Source organism: Streptomyces sp. NBC_00464, assembly GCF_036013915.1.
Taxonomy (GTDB): Bacteria; Actinomycetota; Actinomycetes; order Streptomycetales; family Streptomycetaceae; genus Streptomyces.
On the sequence record NZ_CP107899.1, the window covers coordinates 8,318,458 to 8,336,759 of the forward strand.

At 68.5% G+C, this 18,302-nt stretch carries 15 protein-coding genes and 3 pseudogenes; 5 read left to right on the forward strand and 13 right to left on the reverse strand.

Annotated features, from left to right (window positions below; translation table 11 throughout):
- Positions 1–78: 78 nt before the first annotated feature.
- The gene (locus OG912_RS37115; protein WP_327713190.1) at positions 79–1,239 is read right to left on the reverse strand and encodes a tyrosinase family protein; all 1,161 of its coding nucleotides are present in this window, start codon (positions 1,237–1,239) and stop codon (positions 79–81) included.
- A 948-nt stretch (positions 1,240–2,187) separates the two neighbouring features.
- Here OG912_RS37115 and OG912_RS37120 point away from each other — a divergent pair.
- Entirely contained in the window at positions 2,188–2,613 is a 426-nt protein-coding gene (locus OG912_RS37120; protein WP_327713191.1) for a hypothetical protein, read from the forward strand.
- 1 nt (position 2,614) lies between these two features.
- Here the strand turns inward: OG912_RS37120 and OG912_RS37125 are convergent, their stop codons facing one another.
- A complete protein-coding gene (locus OG912_RS37125; RefSeq protein WP_327713192.1) occupies positions 2,615–3,418 on the reverse strand; it encodes a hypothetical protein in 804 nt (267 codons plus the stop codon).
- Here OG912_RS37125 and OG912_RS37130 point away from each other — a divergent pair.
- A pseudogene (locus OG912_RS37130) lies at positions 3,415–3,591 on the forward strand (IS110 family transposase); the annotation flags it as partial. The gene OG912_RS37125 and the pseudogene OG912_RS37130 sit on opposite strands and share 4 nt — an antisense overlap.
- A gap of 66 nt (positions 3,592–3,657) precedes the next feature.
- Positions 3,658–3,957, forward strand: a complete 300-nt coding sequence (locus OG912_RS37135; RefSeq protein ID WP_327713193.1) for a hypothetical protein — start codon at positions 3,658–3,660, stop codon at positions 3,955–3,957.
- Positions 3,958–4,455: 498 nt separating this feature from the next.
- Here OG912_RS37135 and OG912_RS37140 read toward each other — a convergent pair whose 3' ends face one another.
- Positions 4,456–4,794, reverse strand: a complete 339-nt coding sequence (locus OG912_RS37140; RefSeq protein ID WP_327713194.1) for a thioredoxin family protein — start codon at positions 4,792–4,794, stop codon at positions 4,456–4,458.
- 57 nt (positions 4,795–4,851) lie between these two features.
- On the opposite strand from OG912_RS37140, the pseudogene OG912_RS37145 reads away from it, so the two are divergent.
- Positions 4,852–4,953: pseudogene (locus tag OG912_RS37145) on the forward strand (IS5/IS1182 family transposase); the annotation flags it as partial.
- Positions 4,954–5,058: 105 nt separating this feature from the next.
- Here OG912_RS37145 and OG912_RS37150 read toward each other — a convergent pair.
- Positions 5,059–6,297, reverse strand: coding sequence for a lanthionine synthetase LanC family protein (locus OG912_RS37150; RefSeq protein ID WP_327713195.1), 1,239 nt, complete (start codon positions 6,295–6,297; stop codon positions 5,059–5,061).
- Positions 6,298–6,588: 291 nt separating this feature from the next.
- Here OG912_RS37150 and OG912_RS37155 point away from each other — a divergent pair, with 291 nt between their 5' ends.
- The gene (locus OG912_RS37155; protein ID WP_327713196.1) at positions 6,589–7,431 is read left to right on the forward strand and encodes an IS5 family transposase; all 843 of its coding nucleotides are present in this window, start codon (positions 6,589–6,591) and stop codon (positions 7,429–7,431) included.
- On the opposite strand, the gene OG912_RS37160 is transcribed toward OG912_RS37155, so the two are convergent.
- The 9 genes and pseudogenes from OG912_RS37160 to OG912_RS37195 all read right to left on the reverse strand — a co-directional run bounded on the left by OG912_RS37160 (position 7,426) and on the right by OG912_RS37195 (position 18,093).
- Positions 7,426–7,824 (reverse strand): hypothetical protein, encoded by a 399-nt coding sequence (locus OG912_RS37160; protein WP_327713197.1) that lies wholly within the window; start codon positions 7,822–7,824, stop codon positions 7,426–7,428. The genes OG912_RS37155 and OG912_RS37160 overlap by 6 nt on opposite strands.
- Before the next feature lie 105 nt (positions 7,825–7,929).
- Positions 7,930–9,371: pseudogene (locus tag OG912_RS37165) on the reverse strand (NF041680 family putative transposase).
- Between the two features lie 137 nt (positions 9,372–9,508).
- Entirely contained in the window at positions 9,509–10,000 is a 492-nt protein-coding gene (locus OG912_RS37170) for a hypothetical protein (RefSeq protein ID WP_123466667.1), read from the reverse strand.
- 424 nt (positions 10,001–10,424) lie between these two features.
- The gene (locus OG912_RS40175; RefSeq protein ID WP_443061121.1) at positions 10,425–10,691 is read right to left on the reverse strand and encodes an integrase core domain-containing protein; all 267 of its coding nucleotides are present in this window, start codon (positions 10,689–10,691) and stop codon (positions 10,425–10,427) included.
- A gap of 54 nt (positions 10,692–10,745) precedes the next feature.
- Entirely contained in the window at positions 10,746–11,087 is a 342-nt protein-coding gene (locus OG912_RS40180; RefSeq protein WP_443061065.1) for a transposase, read from the reverse strand.
- 142 nt (positions 11,088–11,229) lie between these two features.
- Complete coding sequence (locus OG912_RS37180; RefSeq protein WP_327713198.1) at positions 11,230–14,316, reverse strand: alpha-mannosidase; 3,087 nt, start codon at positions 14,314–14,316, stop codon at positions 11,230–11,232.
- Between the two features lie 72 nt (positions 14,317–14,388).
- The gene (locus OG912_RS37185) at positions 14,389–15,405 is read right to left on the reverse strand and encodes a LacI family DNA-binding transcriptional regulator (protein ID WP_326733307.1); all 1,017 of its coding nucleotides are present in this window, start codon (positions 15,403–15,405) and stop codon (positions 14,389–14,391) included.
- A gap of 55 nt (positions 15,406–15,460) precedes the next feature.
- Positions 15,461–16,387 (reverse strand): ROK family protein, encoded by a 927-nt coding sequence (locus OG912_RS37190; protein WP_327713199.1) that lies wholly within the window; start codon positions 16,385–16,387, stop codon positions 15,461–15,463.
- Positions 16,384–18,093 (reverse strand): class I mannose-6-phosphate isomerase, encoded by a 1,710-nt coding sequence (locus OG912_RS37195; protein ID WP_327713200.1) that lies wholly within the window; start codon positions 18,091–18,093, stop codon positions 16,384–16,386. Before OG912_RS37195 ends, OG912_RS37190 begins: the two co-directional genes overlap by 4 nt.
- Between the last annotated feature and the right edge of the window lie 209 nt (positions 18,094–18,302).

An 18,302-nucleotide genomic window follows, 5' to 3' on the forward strand; every position in this document is an offset into this window, starting at 1 on the left:
GCCGCACGGGCCACGCCACAGCTCACAGGCGGCCTGGCCCCTCGGAGCGGAGCCAGGCCGGGTGTTCCCGGTGCAGGGTCAGCCCACGGGCGGCTGGGCCCAGACCTCCGTCTGGTTCAGGCGGTAGATGCCGATCCCGCCCCTGGCCAGGAGGTACAGGCGGCTGCCGCGGTTGCCGGAGGTCCCCGATTGCCAGATCACACGGTCCGCGGGGTCGTAGACGACGAGGTTGCCGTCCTCCTGCATGATGCACACGCCGGTTGGCTTGACACTGGTGCCGGACCTCCACAGCACCGTCTGGGGACGGGCAGTCTCGAACAGCACCAGGTTTCCGTCCTCGCCGTACATGAAGGTGTATCTGCCGTTGTGGGACACCAGGAACTGCCCGGCCGTGAGGGTGTCGCCGGGGAGCATTCGGTCGCCTTGGGCCGGGGGCTTCTCCGTGTCGTAGAGGTAGTCGAGGGCCTGATGGTCGAGCACGCTCGCGATGGTGGTCGGCGGGCCCCAGGGGTTCATGGAGTCGGCCGCGTTCTGCCCTGAAGGACCCCCGCTCTGCGGCTCGAACGTCAGGTCTGGGTGACGATACTGCCACTCCGCCCACAGCCGGTCGGTATTGGCGTGGTGCAGGAAGAACACCGGGTCGTTGGGGGAGCTCAGCGGGCGCATGTGTCCGCCAACCCACTCGTGCACCCGGTTGTGGATGTACGGGGTGATCCAGCCCTCCAGCCCGTTCCGGAAGCTCCGCTGGCTCGTCCTGTTCCATGGATCGGTGTCGTAGGGGGTGGCGGCGAGACAGGCTGTCACGTCGGTGGGGGTCGGGAGGTTTTGGGCGTGGACGCCGAATTCCCGGGTCAGGTAATTCTGGGCGATGTCGATGGTGAGGCAGGGCCAGTCGCCGTTGTCAAAGGCAAAGGGCCCGCTGGTGACCTTGTGGTCGCCGGACCGCCCGTTACCGCCCATGAGTGCGTCGCTCCAGATCGACGTGTTGTCGGTCGACCAGTCCCAGTACAACAGGGTGACCGTGGGATCGACGAACAGCAGATCCTGCTCGAACCGCCGGAGAAATTCACGGTGCCAGGGCAGGAAGCTGGGACCGCCATGGCCGTTGTAGGCGATCTCGGAATGCTGTACCACATATTTGTCGTACAGTCCCAGCCGCTTCATGCCCAGTATGGCCTGGCTGTACTGCTTCTTCTCCGCCGCGGTCAGGAATTCCTGGTTTCTCCGTACAAGAGCCATGACCCATCTTTCTGACCCGCCGTAATGGCGCCCGATTCCTTCATCACAGAGTCGACTGGGATGACATTTCCGGCAACACGGGGACCTCCCGTCCGCGAGCGCCGCTACGGCCTCGCGCCGAACAAGGCCGGCTGACACCGCACCGAGCTGGGGAGCCCCCCACAACACCGATCGGGGGATCGCCGGCGGATGCGGATCGGGCGCCGGATTTCCGATGGGTGCAGCTCCTTTCAAGGGATGGCCCTACCTGCATGAACTGCGGCTTGGCGTGCGACCGGGTGATCGAACCGGGTCCCCAGGAGGGCATCGCCGCGATCCGCGACTTCCAGGCAGTCGATCTTGATCCGGCCCTGAGCGTGACCTGGCGGTTTCGAAACGATCTATGCGGTGCTCAGCCCGGCCGGTCAGGCAAATGCTCAGCTCATCCTGTCCTTGAAAGGAGCTACACCCATCGACCTTTGGCGTCCGAGGTCGCTGGTCCCGGGGACCCGACAGTGATCACTGTCGGCCAGGGCGACCTGCGGTCCCAGGACAACGGTGCAACCTGGCACAACGCCTCCGGCGACCTGCCTCTCCACGACGTACGCGGTCGACCCCGGCGCCCGAGACGTGTACGCCGGACTGCACGGAGGCGGCGTCCACCGGCTCGCCCTCTGAACCCAAAGAGCCCGGGTGAGACCACCCGGTAGAGGCAGGACAGGGCCCCTTGAAGGATCGCCGAGGCCGGTCGGGAGGGCTGGCTGGGCGAGGTCGACGGTCTGCACGTCAGCCTCGCCGGCGCCCAGGACAAGCTGGCCCAGCTTGATGGTGAAGCGGCCCGTCCTCCACGGTCAATCTCGGCATGCCGATCTTCGCCGACATCCCCAACCACACCACCACATCGACGAGCCAACACCATCGCTGAAAATCCATGGCCTCCGCAAGGCTGCACTGCCTACGCTCCAACCCATGCGCACAGTGTTCGTGTTCCCCGCAGGTGAGAGAGCCGAGACTATTGCCGCACTCAATCAGCACCTGCCCCAGCAGCGCGATCCCTGGACTCTGAACGGCAACCTCTACATTGACATCGACGATGAGCAGACCGGCTACCTCTTCTCCGACTGGGATCCCGAGGACGTGACGATCATCGAAGCGGCCGTCGGACATCACCCCACTTGGGCCGTGCAGGTCGACATCTCCGGGCGGATCGACGGCACCGCAGAGGTTCACCAGATGATCGCTCTGCTGCTTGAACACGGAGGCGTGGCTACGGACGACTACACCACCCACCCATGGACCCTGCCGGAAATCGTGTCTGGAGCAGTGATCGAGGGTCTGCACTTCTTCGACTTCCGCGGCTACCACGAACTCCCCCGCGAGCAGGGGCGCTCCTGACTCATCCTTCCCTCAGTCGCAAGTTCAGAGAAGGTGCCCCAGCGCCGCTCGATCTCGCCCTTGACCGCCACCAGGCTCTCGGGCTCCTCCTGCTCGTCCGTGGGGAGACCCTGATGCACGGCTCGCCGCGCTTCTTGACGATCGTCACCCCGCCCGTCGTGCCCTCCGCAAGGGCCTGCTCGAAGCGGTCCAAAGAGGTCCGGAGCTTGCCTTGCAGGGTGGCGATGAACTCCCCGGCGTCCTGCGGCTGGCCAAGCGCGGCGTAGTGCACGTCCCGGTTGCCCTCGAAGTCCGCAGGCAGGTCGTCCTCCGGGTTACGCCACCGGTTCGCACCCACCACCCAGATCTCCCGGCGCCGCACCGCGTCCCGAAGCGCCACCAGCACGCACAGCTCGTACGGGACGCACTCGATGCGGCCACGCTCGTCCACCACCGCCGCCGCCCGCCAGTGCTCGGGCACCACCCCTGCGAGCGGCACACTCTCCGCCAGGTCGAAGAACGCGCCCTCCTTCAGCGGCTGGTCCAGGTAGTGCTGGAGCAGGTCGATCGCGTCCATCACCGGCCGGTAGGCGGTGTTGTTGCACTTCAGCTCCAGCGCGCCCAGCAGCGGCGAGAGCATCCGGCGCCAGTGCGCCGAATACGACGACCGCAGCACCGTGCGGACCCGGGCCTGGTAGCGGGCCTCGTTGGCGGCGGCCTCCGCCGCCGGCGCCTTGAGCGTCTTCTCCTCGCCGACCACCGGGGAGATCACCCGCCGCACCGTGCCGGACGGCTCGGACAAAGCGGCCTCCGCGACCCGCAGCATCGTTCGCCTCCCTGGACGACCCGGCATCGCGGACCTATTGCGACAAGAAGATCGTCCAGGGGAAGCACCACACGCAAGCCCTGCTCTGCCTCGCCAGGCGGCGGGCGGACGTCCTCTTCGCGATGCTCCGCGATGGAACCTTCTACGAGTTCCGTCCCGCCGCAGCGACTTGAGACCTTCTTGTCCTGCGGACAGGTGCGTGATCAGCTTCGGAGATGGGGGCCGAGGATTCCGGGCACATGAAACTCATCCACCGCTGGCTCGCCGGCGAGGTGGTCAACAACACCGTTGGCATCAAGGTGACCGGCGGCCCATTCAACGGACAAACCAAGATCGTCCAGCTCGGCCAGGACGGGCTTCCACCCGCACGCCTTCGTGCTCGCGGCGGCCGGCGACAGATACCTGGAAACCCTGCTGCCTGGCACATCTACGAAGCCGTCCCGGCCCCCGATACTGCCGCCGGCTGGACCTACAGATACGCCGGAGCCGACACGACTGACGCTTCCACCGAGGGCCCCTCAGGCACCCACACGGCTTGACCGAAGAGATAGGGGCCCGCCACCACGACTTATCCAGGGCCCACCTGGACTCCCCAAGCATCAGGCTGCTTCCCACCCGATGGCATGGTCACGTTTTCTTCACTTAGCCATCACTGCACGATCGCCTCAGTAGGCTCCGGGCGCTCCGTTCGCACATCGTCTACCGCCAGAACCGCAACTTCATCTGGAACAACGACAAGGACACCCCGCCTGGGAGATCACGGTCAGTCTGCGGAAAGCGGTGCTCACTGCCCGCATCTGGCTTCTCTCTCGGCCACCCGAATTGGAAGCCGTACTGCGACGCGGAGTTCAGCATCAGCCGCGCGCAGGCGTACCGGATCCTGGACTCTGCCCGCTCCCTTTCGGCGGTCCACGAAGCGGTCACCGCCAGCACGATCTATGTGACTTGGGGGGGGGCTCAGCCCCAAGGTTTCTCCGGCGGAGCACTCCCATAGACGAGACGTGACGGGCGTCATGGCCACGTGCCGGAGTGGCCGCTCAGAGCTGGCCATCCAGGAACTTCCGTACCTCGGCGATGGTCATAGGCCCCGTGCCGTGCGCTACCGCCTCTCCCTCCTTCAGTAGGACGTAGGACGGGGCTCCGGTAATCCCGTATCGCTCGGTTGCGGCCGGACAACGCGTGATGTCGGTGCGGACGACCGTCAGGCGGCCCGTGTAGTCGTCAGCGATGCCACCCACGACGAGGTCCATCACCCGGCAGGGCTCGATTGCCGTGGGCCATGTCCCGGTGAAGTACGCGAGGACCGGAACCCCGCTCACCCCGAGGATGAAGTTGAACTCCGCGTCCTCACGGGGCCGGTGAACCCGCTTCGCCATGAAAACTCCTGACCTCATGTTCCGTCATTCATCCCCATCATCCCTCGCACCGGCGGGGGGGACGAACTGGAAGATCCGGCACGTGCGGCGGCTGACCAGGCGCTCGGCCGGTCCCGCGGCGGGCTGACAACCAAGGTTCACCTGGCGTGCGACGGCCGGGCACCCCTCACGCCTCAGGATCGGCGGCTGTCCGGTCGTCCCACGTCACTCCACGGGGCCCTGCAGTCGGCACATTATGTGTGCATATGGATCCGCAACTGGCACTCAGGCAGTGGGGGCGTGGTCCGGGAAGGGAACGGCGTACTGCGGGTCGCGCTTCGCGGTGATGCGGGCGTGGCGCAGGAGCTCACGGATGATGCCCGCGTTGCCCATGGCCCAGCCGGTGGCGGGGGCGAGGTCGCTGGGCGTCTCCCGGTGTTCGAAATTGGACCAACAGATGCCATTGGTGTCGGTCGTCGCGCGGGCCGAGAGGTCGGCGACGAGGATGTCCGCGAAGTCACGGCCGTCGCCGCGTTCAACCTGACGGTCGCAGGCGAAGGCGAGGGCGCCGGCGGTGCCACAGCAGCGGCCGTTGTTGTCCCAGAAGCCGGGGCGGATCCGTCGTGGGATGCCGGAGTTGACGACTGTGTGCCAGCAGCGGTCGGCGAGGGCGGGCCAGGAGGGATCGTCGGGCAGGACGTGGGTCAGAAGGCGGAACGCCTGGGCGTCGCCGGCTGAGCCATGGCACCAGCCGTAGCTATGGCGTTCGATCTTTTCGTGCTGCTGTTGCGGGTCGGAGTGCGCGACGAGGAAGCCGTCCGGGCCGGCTTCGTTGCGCGAGACTACGTCGGCGGCTCCGGCCACTGCGAGGTCGATGAGGTCGGGGCGGTCGGCGGCCCGGCCGACGGCAGCGAGCGCGTAGACGATGCCGAGGGTGCCGTGCGACATGTGGTGCAGGCGGGGGACCGCGCCGACCCGGGTCTCCCACTGAACGCCGGCCATGGTGGGCTCGGCAGCGCCCGCGTAGCGGTCGACGGCCAGCTGGGCGAGGTCGAGATCGCCGCACTCCAGCGCGGCAAGCGCTATGCCGGCGTTGCCGACGATCAGTTCGAAGCGACTGTTCCACCCTGCGCCGTCGTAGCGGGACCGTAGGACGTCCAGAGCACGGTCGGCAGACGCCCCTGCCGCGGCGTCACCGAGCACACGGTGCACGCCCCGCAGGGCGACAGCCATACCGGCCACTCCCGTGTAGAGGCCGTTGTCCTCCCAGTCCTCGACCGCGTCAGCGACGCTTCGGGCACCGCGCAAGGCCACGTCCGCGTACCGGTCGTCGGCGAAATATCGCCATGCATCGAGGAGGGCTGGCAGCACCCCCGAACTTCCGCTGTACAGCTCCGGCGTGACCTGGTCGTCGGCGAGAGTGTTTGGCCAGACCACACCGTCGTCTGTGTCCCGTGCAGCCTTCATCAGCCACTCAAGGGCCCCAACGGCGAGCGACTCCGCATCCGGTGCACTAGCAATCATCGGCCTAGCGTTCCACGAAGTGTGGCCACACCACCACCTACATCAAGCGGTCTCCGGTTCAGAAACAGGTACTGAAAGAGCGTTTTGTCCCTACAGGGGTGCTTCATTGCCGTTTAGTTAACGGACCGCTTCGGGTCGGCTGGGGCAGTAGACGTGTTTGTGACAGGTGAGGCGGATGACGGCTTTCGAGGGCCCGTTTCGGTCCCTTCGCTCCTGTCTGATCCCAACGCGCCCCCGTTCGCACCGGTTTGCGCCCTGTGGCAGGGCGGCGGCCATCGGTACTACAGAAACATGCCTCGTAAGCAGCGGCCCTATCCGAGTGACCTGTCCGATGCCCGTTGGCAACTGCTGGAACCAACTCTGACAGCCTGGCGGGCCGAGCGAAGAGGAAAGGGACTGGACATCGGCCGACCGCCCGAACACGATCTGCGCCGGATCATGGACGCCATCCTCTACGTCGACCGGACCGGGATCCCCTGGCGGTACCTGCCGCACGACTTCGCCCCATGGGAGACGGTTTACGGGTACTTCGCCGCCTGGCAGAAGGACGAGGTCTTCGACCAGCTCAACGGTCTCCTGCGGCGACTGGTCCGGGAGGCCGAAGGCCGTGACGCCGATCCGAGCGCCTGCGTCCTGGACGCCCAAAGCATCAAGACCTCGGCCAATGTGCCCGCGGCCGACCAGGGCATCGACGCGGGCAAGAAGATCGCGGGCCGCAAACGGCACATCGGCGTCGACACGCTCGGCCTCCTCCTGGCCGTGCTGGTCACAGCCGCCAACGTTTCCGACAACGTCGGCGGCATTCAGGTTCTCTCGAGCATCGCCGCAGACCATCCGCGTGTCACGAAGGCGTGGGCCGACACGGGCTACCGCACCAAGGTCATCGACCACGGCGCCCGCCTCGGCATCGACGTCGAAATCACCCGCCGCGACCCCGCTCACAAGGGCTTCAAGGTGATTCCGCGACGCTGGGTCGTCGAGCGGACCTTCGGATGGCTCATGCACCACCGCCGCCTCGCCCGCGACTACGAAACCCACCCCCATCGCTCCGAAGCGATGATCCACCTCGCGATGATCGACCTGATGAGCCGCAGGCTCACCCGAGAGTCGACTCCGAACTGGAAGGACTCATAGCCGCCGGGCCACGGTGACCCGCGCATCCTCACTCCTCATCGACCGCGGCCAGCGGCTATCGATGAGACTCGCCGCTTCCCGACAGGCGCCGCACGCATCTCCCCGTTCCGGCAGCCACGAGTAGTCGGACGGTGACATGCCGGCTTCCTGAATGCCGCACAGCGTCTTGTCGAAGATGCCGAACGCGTGGGAGACACCAGAGGCAAGGCCATCCGCGACAGCCTTCTCCCAGCGCATCCCCAGGGGCAGATACGGCGGGCGCGAAATCTCGAACCACTCGCCGCCCACATGGGTGGCCGCATGGCACCAGGAACAGGACCAGATCTCCTCTTCCCAGGCCGTCGGTGGTACCGGCCACCGCCACATCGACCGCCCGCACACATCACACTCCACAGGCGGATCCTCACACGCCGGCACGGGCCGACCAAAGCGGCCAACATCGCGCCAGTTATCAAACGCCCTGGCCAGGACAAAACGCTCTTTGAGCTTGTTCTTTATCTACCAGGACCTGCCAGGTCTGCCGATGGCCTTGAGGGTCTCGGGGCGTTTGACGGTCTTGCCGACGTCGTAGCGGGGTGCCCGGTGTTTGTTCTTGGCGCCGGGTGGCCGTCCGGGGCCGGTGCCTCGGGGTTTGGGAACACGTGTCGGGCAGGCGAGGTGAGCGCGGATGTTCCTGAACCCCCGGCGGACCCGGGCCGGGGTGAGCCGGTCGGGGGCGGTGGGTTTCTCCCACGGTCGGCGGAGGTCTTCGGCGAGCGGCCGGGCGATCCGGATCTGGGTGTGGGCGACGATCAGGATCCAGGTCCAGCGGTCCGCCGCCTCGGGAGTGCGGAATTTCGGGGTCGTCCAGCCAAGAGTCTGCTTCGCGAACCTGAACGTGTGCTCAAGGTCGAATCTGCGCAGGTAGACCTGCCAGCAACGGTCGACGTCGTCCGGGGCGGTGCCGGTCTTCGAGGACCACAACCACACCGGTGGCGCGTCCCGGTCCTTCGATAGGTGCTCGATCTTCAGCTTGATAAACGTGCCTTCAATCAGGGGGAGTTCGCCATCGTGGTCGAGCCAGGCCGCGCGGTGGGTGAGCCGGGGGTGGACTCGGTCCCATGCTTGAGTTTCGGCCTTGCCGTAGTTGGTGGTGTCGGTGGCGGTGGTGATCGCGGGTTCGGGCCAGGTCTCGGGGTTGGTGAAGCGGAATTCCGGGCCGTGCTTGGGCGGCCGGCCGTTGACTCCCTGCATGCGCGGTGGCTTCGGCATCCGCATCACGCGGTCGGAGCGGACCCTGCCGACGAGTTCGACGGGGAGGTCGCGCAGGACCCAGGCCAGGCGGGTGACGTCGTAGGCGGCATCACTGATGATCACGATATCCGGGTCCCCGGTCTGCCACTGGCCCGCGGTGATGAGCCGCTCGACGACACCCCGGAGCTGGGCGGCGGTGACCGCGGTCGCGTCGTCCGCCGGGCCGAGCCGGACCGCGTCCAGGATGGCGGTCCATGACGTGGCGCCCGGCTCCAGCACGGCGACGAAGGAGTAGGGCCAGCCCGGAATGAACTGCGACGCCGTCTTCGCCCGGCCGTAGACGTGGCAGAACAGCCGATCGGCCGAGCACGGCGCGTCCGAACGCAGCCACGGCGACACATCGACCGCCAGGACCAGGCGCCCGCCGCCGAATCGCGGCAGCGACAGCCCGGCCAGCACCGTTCGCAGCCGATCGACGTCGATCCGGCCGTGGTTCAGGCCGCCGTACATCGCGCCGTGCCCACGACATGCTCGGGCAACAGCGTCAAGTCCACCAGGGACTTCACCGCACCGTCCGCGCACAGCACTGCGTCCGCCAGCTCGAACAACTCGTCGCGCCGGGCAGTCAGACACTCGTAGAACTCTCCCCGGAAGCGTGACGCTTCCGCGAACGCTTCCCTCCGGACAGCATCAGGCAGCAGACTCACCCTCACGGCCTTCGTCTTGGTCAGTGCACTTTGGTCGGAGCACATGATCAAACGAAGGCCGCCCCCGCGTCCGGCGAATCCCCAGGTGAGCGACTCAGTTCGAGACACCGTTCGAGGCCGGAAGAAAATGAACAAGCTCAGACCAGAGTCGAGCGAGCCACGAAGTCCTCACCACCGTAGAGGGACTCGTACCGGATCTCAACGAGCAGTCTCGTGGAGATGAGCTCCCAGAACCATGCGGATTCCTGCCCGTTTCGCTCTTCGAGATGCAGCAGGTAGCTCCTCTCGCCCGGGATGAGAGCTGCCCCCGTGACCAACGTCTTCACTTTCGGCAGCAGGGGGAGGTCCTGGGCCATCTGGTAATACGTGGGCAGATCCCACTGGCCGATGAGGCGGCCGTCGAGAGTGACCGACGTCCGCGTCACGACCGCCGGCCCGATCCCCGCGTTGATCACCTCCAGGCGGGCCACGTCGTCCCGGTATCCCGCACGAACTGTGCGGATCAGCACCAACGGCCGCACCGACTGCCGGTTGTGTGCCCGGGATGCCCGCGCCTGCCCCCAGCTGATCCAGAAGGATCCCAGCGCTATGACGGTCGCGCACACGCCTACACCGGTTTCGATATTCATCCAAACCCTCCCGCGACTGGTCCCGCAGAACAGCGAAGACGCGTCGGACCGTCAGGCGGTTCTACCGTGCTGCAGCCTCCGCCGGACCGTCCTGGACTCCAACCACTTACCCCCCGCGTCCGGCGAATCCCCACGGGGCGACTCAGTTCGAAACATCGTTCGAGGCCGGAAGAAAAAGAACAAGCTCAGTACCTGTTTCCGAGCTTTCGCGTCGCACCTCGCTGCCCTGGTGCGAGACGGGCTCTGAGCTGTCAGGCGCATCGCGGGTTGAGGAACATTCGTGTCAGATCGTGCGCCAAGCCGGCCGGCCGTTTCCGGCCGGCCGAAGCGATATCGGGGGTGTGCTAATTGGCCGGGACGCAGTTGTCCCCCCTTACCCACAAGTGAGTTGCCCTGGGTTTCGTAGCGGCCGGTTTTTTTGGTTTCAGGCGGTGTTCGTGATCGCCTGGGATCGGTGGTGCTGGGCCTCGAATTCTTCGGGTGGGAGGTAGTCGAGGGCGGAGTGCAGGCGTTCGGTGTTGTACCAGCCGACCCATCGGACGACGGCACGTTCGACCTGGTCAGCGTCTCGCCAGGGCCCTCGGTGCTCGATCAGCTCGGCTTTGAAGGAGCCGTTGAGGGCCTCGGCCATCGCGTTGTCGTAGCTGACGGCGACGGAGCCGACCGACGCGGTCGCGCCGGCCTCGATCAGGGTCCGGTTCCCGGCAGACGGGCTCGACCCCGAAGTCGTCGCGGAGGTGGTTGATCACCGCGTCGGCCTCGTGCGGGGCTGGTCGAGCTCCTTTGCGAAAAACACGCTGGCGGCCTTCAGGATCTCGTTCGCCCGCCGCAACTCAGCTGCTTCTTTGCGGAGTTGCACGAGTTCGGCCCGCTCGGCGGAGGAGAGCAGGTCGGGTCGGCCGCCGCGGTCGGCCTCGGCCTGGCGGACCCACAGCCGCAAGGCTTCCTTATGGATCCCGAGATGGATCCCGAGATCCCGAGCCACGTGGGCGACCGGACGGCCCGAGTTCTGTACTTCACGGACGGCTCGCTCACGAAGCTCGTCGGGATACTTCCTGGGTGCAGGCGTCAGAGCTGCGCTTCCCATCCGCCGGATCAGTCATGCCCGGCCTCAGGGCCGCTACGAAACCCGGATCAGCTCACTGAGGGGCGCCTCCCGTCCGGTGGTTTCCTACCCCTTTCCCGGACGGGAGGCGCCCCTCACGCCGGGCGCCAGGCGCCTTCGGCCGTCAGCCCGCTTCGGCAGCCGAGGTCCCGCCCGCGCCGGGTACCAGCCGCAGGGTCAGGATCTGGAACGGGCGAAGCGAGAGCGTCACCTCGGATCCGCGCAGGGCCGGTGCCGCCTCACCCTCCATGTCACGTTCCAGCAGATCCGTGATCCGGGCGGAGACCACCGGGAAACCGGCCCTGAGAGTGGTCCGCACGCGACCGCCCCCGGACTCGTAGAGGCGGACCACGACATCGCCCGAACGGTCGTCCGCGAGCTTGACCGCCTCGACGACGACACCCTCCTCGTCGATCCGCACCAGCGGCTCGACAGCCGCACCGCCGGGGACGGCGCGCTCGGGCAGGTTGAAGTGGTATCCCTCGCGGATCGCGTCCTGGATGTCCGCGCCGAGGACCAGCGCGTACCGCAGACGGTGCTCACCCCGGTCACAGTCGGGGTCCGGGAAGAGCGGAGCGCGCAGGAGCGAGACCCTCGCCGTCGTGGTCGTTCCGCCGTCGGGTCGCACGTCCCGCGTCACGTCGTGGCCGTAGCTGGAGTCGTTGACCAGGGCCGCACCCCAGCCGGGCTCCGCGAGGTGCAGATAGCGGTGGGCACAGATCTCGAACCGGGCACTGTCCCACGAGGTGTTGCTGTGCGTAGGGCGCCGGACATGACCGAAGGGAATCTCGGCACTGGACTCCGCCGCCCGTACGTCGAGCGGGAAGGCGGCCTTGAGGATCTTCTCGCACTCCTGCCAGTCGACGTGCGTCTCGATGTCGAGACGGCGGCTTCCCTCGTCGAGGCGCAGCACCTGGGTGATGCGGGAGGCGTTGAAGCTCCGCACCACCCGTACGCCGTCGGGGACCGCACCGACCTCGTCGGCTTCGGTCAGGTCCCGCACGGTGTTGCGGTAGAAGGCGTCGACGTCCCAGGCGTCCCACTGGTTCGGGAAGTCCTGGTGCAGCTGGAGGAGGTTGCCGACCGTGCCCGGTGCGAGCGCCTCGCGTCCGGCCGTCAGGTCGAGGGCGGAGGTGACCAGGCCCCGGGCATCCACCGTGATGCGCACGAGGCCGTTGTCCAGGACGAACCCGCCGTCCTCGGTGGGCCGGGCGGCGACGGGGCCGACAGCCCGTGCCCGCGGCGAGGCGCCGAGCGCGGGGACGCCGTCCCGGGCATGCGGCGCCGCGTTGAACACGGTCTCACCGCCCGTCCCACTGCCGCTTGCGCCCGCCGAGAGGCTGCGCTGGGCGGTGCCGATGACCTCGCCGAGCTCGCGGGCCACCTCCGCGTACGTCTCCTCGGCCTCACGGTGCACCCAGGCGATAGACGTACCGGGCAGGATGTCGTGGAACTGGTGGAGCAGTACGGTCTTCCACACCCGGTCGAGCAGTTCGTACGGATACGGCCGGCCGGTGCGCAGGGTCGCGGTGGCGGCCCACAGCTCGGCTTCCCGCAGCAGGTGCTCGCTGCGCCGATTGCCCTGTTTGGTGGCGAGCTGGCTGGTCAGCGTGCCGCGGTGCAGCTCCAGGTAGAGCTCACCGACCCAGACGGGGGCGTCCGTGTACTCCTCCCGCGCCTTGGTGAAGAACTCCGCCGGGCCCTCCATCTCCAGCCGGGCCGAGCCTTCGAGGTCCTCCAGCCTTCGCGCACGAGCCAGCATCTCGCGGGTGGGACCACCGCCGCCGTCGCCGTAGCCGAAGGGGACGAGCGAACGGTTGGCCGCGCCCTTGTCCCGGAAGTTGCGCTCGGTGTGTCCGATGTCGGCGCCGGAGAGGTCGCCGTTGTAGGAGTCGACGGGCGGGAAGTGGCTGAAGATGCGGGTCCCGTCGATGCCCTCCCACCAGAAGGTGTGGTGGGGGAAGGCGTTGGTGGTGTTCCAGGAGATCTTCTGGGTCAGGAACCATTCGATGCCCGCCAGCTTCATGAGCTGGGGCAGAGCCGCGTTGTACCCGAACGTGTCGGGCAGCCACATGTCCTTCGTCTCGACCCCGAACTCCTCCAGGTAGAAGCGCTTCCCGTGCACGAACTGCCGGACCAGCGACTCCCCGCCGGACAGATTGGTGTCGGGCTCCACCCAGAGGCTGCCGGTCGGCAGGAACTGCCCGGTGTGCACCTTCTCGACCACGCGGGCGAACACCTCCGGCCGTTGCTCCTTGAGCCAGGCCAGCTGCTGCGCCTGCGACATGACGAAGCGGAAGTCCGGGTGGTCGTCCATCAGGGCGGTGACGTTCGAGACGGTCCGGGCCGCCTTGCGGACCGTCTCGCGTACGGGCCAGAGCCAGGCGGTGTCGATGTGCGCGTGGCCCACGGCGGAGACACGATGGGCTCCCGCGTGGGCGGGGGAGGCCAGCGACGGAGCGAGGACCTCGCGTGCGGGTGCGGCCGTACCGCCGATGTCCTGGAGATCGATGACGTCCAGCGCACGGTCCACGGCGTGCGCCAGCTGCCGGCGCCGGGTGGAGTCCTCGGGCAGCTGGTGCATCAGCCCGCCGAGCACGTCCAGATCCTGCACGAGTTCCCACACGACGGAGTCGAAGACGGCGAGGTCCATCCGGTTCAGCCGGTAGAGCGGCTCGTCCGGAGCCCCGCCGCCGCGCAACCAGGGGGCGACACCGCCCGCCCGGGTCGGGACGAACGGGTCGCCGTCCGTCCCCGAGTCGAAGATGACCGGATTGGCGGCCGCTTCGACGTAGTAGACGAACTCCTCGCCCCCGCAGGAAGGTTCGGCGATCGGGAGCCAGGCGTTGCGGGGATTGAGAGCCTTGACCGGTGTTCCGTCGGCGCGGTACACGAGGCCCTCCGCGGAGAAGCCCGGCTGGGTGGTGCCGAAGCCGAGGTCCAGAACCGCCTCGACCCGCTGTCCGGCCCAGGCGGCGGGAACCGTGCCGCTGATCCGGAACCAGCTGGTGGACCAGGCCGGTCCCCACGCCGCGCCGGTGCGGACCGGTTCGTACGGCGCCGCGAGTCCTTCGGACACGGGCACGGGCTCGCCGTCGACGTTCCAGATCGCGACGTCCAGCGGCAGGCTCTCGCGGTACACGGCGGGCCGCAGGCGCTGGTCCAGTACGCGGGCGAGCCGGCGTTCGGTGACCGTTCGGTCGTGGTGCATGGGAACTCCGTGAGGGATTGCGGGGAGGCGAAAGGGCAAGCCGGTGCCGTGGAAGGGACGGCAGGGGCTGGGTCAGCGCGTCCCGTAGCGGATGACGTGGGTGGGGACGACGGTTCTGCGGGCCGGGATCGGCTCGGCGGACGCGCCGTTGATCCGGTCGATGAGCATCTGGCCCGCCCGCCGGCCGATCTCGTCGGCGTCGTACGCGACGATGGTCAGCGGCAGACCGAGGACGTCGGCGAGGTCGAAGTCGTCGAAACCGGCGAGCGCGACCGGCCGGTCGAGCGCTCGCACGGCGCGGATGGCTCCCTGTGTCAGACGGTTGTTGGTGCAGAAGAGAGCCGTCGGCGCGTCGGGTGACTCGAGAAGCGCGCGTGCGGCGGCCTCGGCGGTCGGCACATCGGTGAGCCCGCGGCGTACCTGGCGCTCGTCGGGTTCGATCCCGGCGCTTTCGTGGGCGGCCCAGTATCCGCGGAACCGTTCCGCCCCGGTGTAGAGGGCGGGCGGGTTGCCCAGGAAGCCGATCCGGCGGTGGCCGTCCGCGATGAGCTGTCCGGCGGCCTGCTCGGCGCCGCCGAAGTCGTCGACCAGGACGCAGTCGGCGTCCATCCCGGCAGGCGGCCGGGAGGCCAGGACGATCGGGATGCCACGCAGCGCGGCGGGCGCCAGATGGCGGTGGCTGCTGCCGGCCGGGACGACGATCATGCCGTCGACCTGACGGGATGCCAGGTCCTCGACAAGCCCGCGCTCCTTGTCGACCTGCTCGGCGGTGTTGCTGAGCAGCACCCGCAAACCGTGCTCGGACGCCACCTCCTGCACACCGAGAGCCAGACGCGAATAGAACGGGTTGGCGAGGTTGGTGACGATCAGTCCGATCATCCCGCTGCCGCCCAGACGCAGGCTGCGCGCCGTCTCGTTGCGCCGGTAACCGAGCTCCTCGACGGCCGCCAGCACACGCTCCCGCGCCGTCTCGCTGACCCGGGTGTCGTTCTTGAGCACCCGGGAGACCGTCATGGCACTGACACCGGCGCGGGCGGCGACGTCGCGCATCGTCGGGGCTCCGCCGTCGCCCGGGAGGTGCTGTGCCATGGGCGGTTCTCCTGCGGGGTCGTCGGGTGGCCGGTGGGTCGTGAACGCCGTCATTCTAGATCCGTACCGGGGGAGTGCCGGCTGACCGGTGCAGAGCCCAGTGGGCGGCGCCGATCAGAGGTGCGTCGGCAGGGCGCAGAGCCGTGGCGGTCGGGGGCGCGGTCCCCGGAGCCCACGACTCGAAGCCTGCCCGGACGGCGGGCCCCACGAGGTCCCAGGACCCGGCCATCGACCCTCCGACGACCAGGAGTTCCGGCCGGAAGCGTTCGCACCACGGTGCGAGTGCCCGGCCCAGAGCGCCGAAGCAGTGCCGGACCGTCCGCAGGGCATGCGCGTCACCGGCGCGGGCAGAGCCGGCGATGTCATGCACGTCCGGGAGGCGGTGGTCGTCGGGCAATGCGGCGGCCCGGGCGTAGAACCTGCGGATCGCACGCCGCGAGACCACCTCCTCCAGGGGGAGCCCGTCGACGGCGATCCGGTGCGCCCTGCCGCCGGGCGGCACGTCGGGGCCGTCCACCACCGGGTTCCCACCGTCCAGGAAGGAGGAGCCGACGCCGGTGCCGAGCGTGATGCAGACGGCTCGGCGCCGGCCGGCGGCCGCGCCCGCCTGGTACTCGCCGATGGCGAAGGCGTCGGCGTCGTTGACGAAGCTGATGCCGCTCGGGGCCCCTGGGAGCCGGCCGAGCAGTTCCGCGCCCACGTCCACACCGTGCAGCGACTCGAACTTGCCGATTCCCCGGAAGCGGCCGACGCCGGCGGCGTAGTCGAAGGGGCCGGGTATCGCCACACCCCAGTGCGCGGCCGCCGGGACGTCCACACGGTCGGTGACGGCGGCGATCGCGTCGAGGAGCTCACGGGCCGGTGCGTCGGCGGGCACCGGCTGCCGTACGGCGGAGAAGGGGACGGGCAGTCCGGCCTCGGTGTCGATGACGGCGGCCGTCACGTGTGTGCCGCCGATCTCCAGCACGGGAACGCGGCTCATACCTGCGTCACCAGGGACTTCACCACGTGCACCGGCCGGCTGCCGACGGGGTGCAGCCGGTAGGGGCCGACGGACGCGGGCACGGTGAGGGTCTCGGCGAAGGCGAGGTCGTGACGGAGGCCGCCGGCGGTCTCCACGACGACGCCATCACCGGCCGAGACGTTGAGGATGTGGAAGCGGCCCGCGGTGTCGTCCTCGGCGGCCTCCGGACCCTCGATCACGAAGCGGTGCACCGCGTAGAACATGTCGGGCAGCTCACCGACGATCTCCTCACGCCAGCCCTGTCCCTCGCGCACGGTCCGCGGCTGCTGGACGAGGTCCTTCAGGACGTCTTCGCCGCGCCGGGAGGTGTCGAGGTTGGCGAAGCCGTGCGCGTACGAGAGCGGCCGGGGGGCGCCGGAAGTGCCCTTGCGCAGCCAGTCGTAGAAGCGCAGGGAGTAGAGGTAGGGCGTGGCGCTGATCTCCAGGACCAGGTTGCCCTCGCCGGACGAGTGCGGGGTGCCGGCCGGGATCATGAAGAGCTGCCCGGTGTCCGCCGGGTGCGTCATCACGTGGTCCTCGACGCGCAGCGGCAGCCCGTCCGCTGCGGCCGCCTCGACCTCCTTGCGCATGACGTCCACGTCCGTACTGTCCCGCAGGCCGAGATAGACCTGTGCACCGGGTTCGCTCGCGGTCACGTAGTACGTCTCGTGCTGGGTGTACGGCCAGCCGAATGTTTCCCGCATGTACTGCTCCTGCGGATGCAGGTGCAGGGAAAGGTTGCCGCCGCCGACCGTGTCGAGGTAGTCGAACCGGATGGGGAACGACGTGCCGTAGCGGCGGTGGACATCCGGGCCGAGGAACTCCTCGGGGTGCAGTTCGCACAGGAGCTGGAAGGGGATCTCCACCTGGGCCGCCGCGTCCTGGCCGACCAGGATCCCGGCTTCGGGGGCGATGAGCTCGTAGCCGAGGGCCGTGTTCCCGCCCCGGGGCTCGAAGCCGAGCTCCCGCGCGGCCCACTGTCCGCCCCACGGTGTGGAATTGAAGAAGGGGCGGGTGCGGACGGGGCCGGCCGCCAGCGCGGCGAGGGTGGCCCGCACGGCGGCGCCGTCCAGCGAGGCGGGGTCCTCGCCCTGGAGGTCGACCCAGCGGTCGACCCGGTGGGCGAAGGCGTCGCGGTGACGGTCACCGACGGGCCAGTCCGTGTAGAAGAGGCTGCGCAGCTCCCCGGGGGTGCCGGGGCGGCCGAGGTTGGCACCGAGCGGCAGCTCTCCGCGGGTGACGGCCTCCTCGGCGTACCGCTTCGGGAGGTCGGCCCACCAGAGCAGGTCGGGCTCGGCGAGGGCGGCCCCCGGACCGTAGGCGAGAAGGACGCCGGCGTGCGGGCGCTGCTGAACGGGGGGCGTCTCGAAGAGGTCGCCCATGGAGAACTCGGCGAGGGGCAGGAAGAAGGCGTCCGCGTCCGCGGCCGGGACACAGAGCCGTTCGACGGCCGCCGCGGACCACAGGCCCCGCACATCGCACACGGTGACTTCGGTGCCCCGGGCGCGCAGGGTGGCCGCGAGGGAGCCGGCGGCCTCCTCCCAGTCCAGTGCGGCGGGCCCGTCGAGGGCGAGGACGGTGGGGGCCGTCGGCAGGTCCGCCACGGCGGCCGTCCAGCCGGTGACGACGGTGCCGCCGGTGGCGGCGTACCGCGGGTTGCGTTCGTAGGGACGGGGCTGATGCACAGATGCTCCTGAGGACGGGGACCGGCAAGCACGTGCATGGTATCGATAACATTCGATGCGAACAAGATGCGCCTGACATTGATTCTTGTAAGGCCAGGTTGAGGTGCTGATCTGTCGAATCTGAAGGGAAACCCTTGTTTCGATCTCGTGGTGTCGTTAACATCCTGGCAACCCGGAGCGCGGAGACGGACGACGCACGCGCATTCGGT

Coding starts and splice junctions, on each gene's coding strand:
- OG912_RS37115 (WP_327713190.1), bottom strand. CDS start 1,239: ATGGCTCTTGTACGGAGAAACCAGGAATTCCTGACCGCGGCGGAGAAG.
- OG912_RS37125 (WP_327713192.1), bottom strand. CDS start 3,418: ATGCTGCGGGTCGCGGAGGCCGCTTTGTCCGAGCCGTCCGGCACGGTG.
- OG912_RS37135 (WP_327713193.1), top strand. CDS start 3,658: ATGAAACTCATCCACCGCTGGCTCGCCGGCGAGGTGGTCAACAACACC.
- OG912_RS40180 (WP_443061065.1), bottom strand. CDS start 11,087: ATGGGAAGCGCAGCTCTGACGCCTGCACCCAGGAAGTATCCCGACGAG.
- OG912_RS37120 (WP_327713191.1), top strand. CDS start 2,188: ATGCGCACAGTGTTCGTGTTCCCCGCAGGTGAGAGAGCCGAGACTATT.
- OG912_RS37155 (WP_327713196.1), top strand. CDS start 6,589: ATGCCTCGTAAGCAGCGGCCCTATCCGAGTGACCTGTCCGATGCCCGT.
- OG912_RS37185 (WP_326733307.1), bottom strand. CDS start 15,405: ATGGCACAGCACCTCCCGGGCGACGGCGGAGCCCCGACGATGCGCGAC.
- OG912_RS37180 (WP_327713198.1), bottom strand. CDS start 14,316: ATGCACCACGACCGAACGGTCACCGAACGCCGGCTCGCCCGCGTACTG.
- OG912_RS37170 (WP_123466667.1), bottom strand. CDS start 10,000: ATGAATATCGAAACCGGTGTAGGCGTGTGCGCGACCGTCATAGCGCTG.
- OG912_RS37150 (WP_327713195.1), bottom strand. CDS start 6,297: ATGATTGCTAGTGCACCGGATGCGGAGTCGCTCGCCGTTGGGGCCCTT.
- OG912_RS37190 (WP_327713199.1), bottom strand. CDS start 16,387: ATGAGCCGCGTTCCCGTGCTGGAGATCGGCGGCACACACGTGACGGCC.
- OG912_RS37140 (WP_327713194.1), bottom strand. CDS start 4,794: ATGGCGAAGCGGGTTCACCGGCCCCGTGAGGACGCGGAGTTCAACTTC.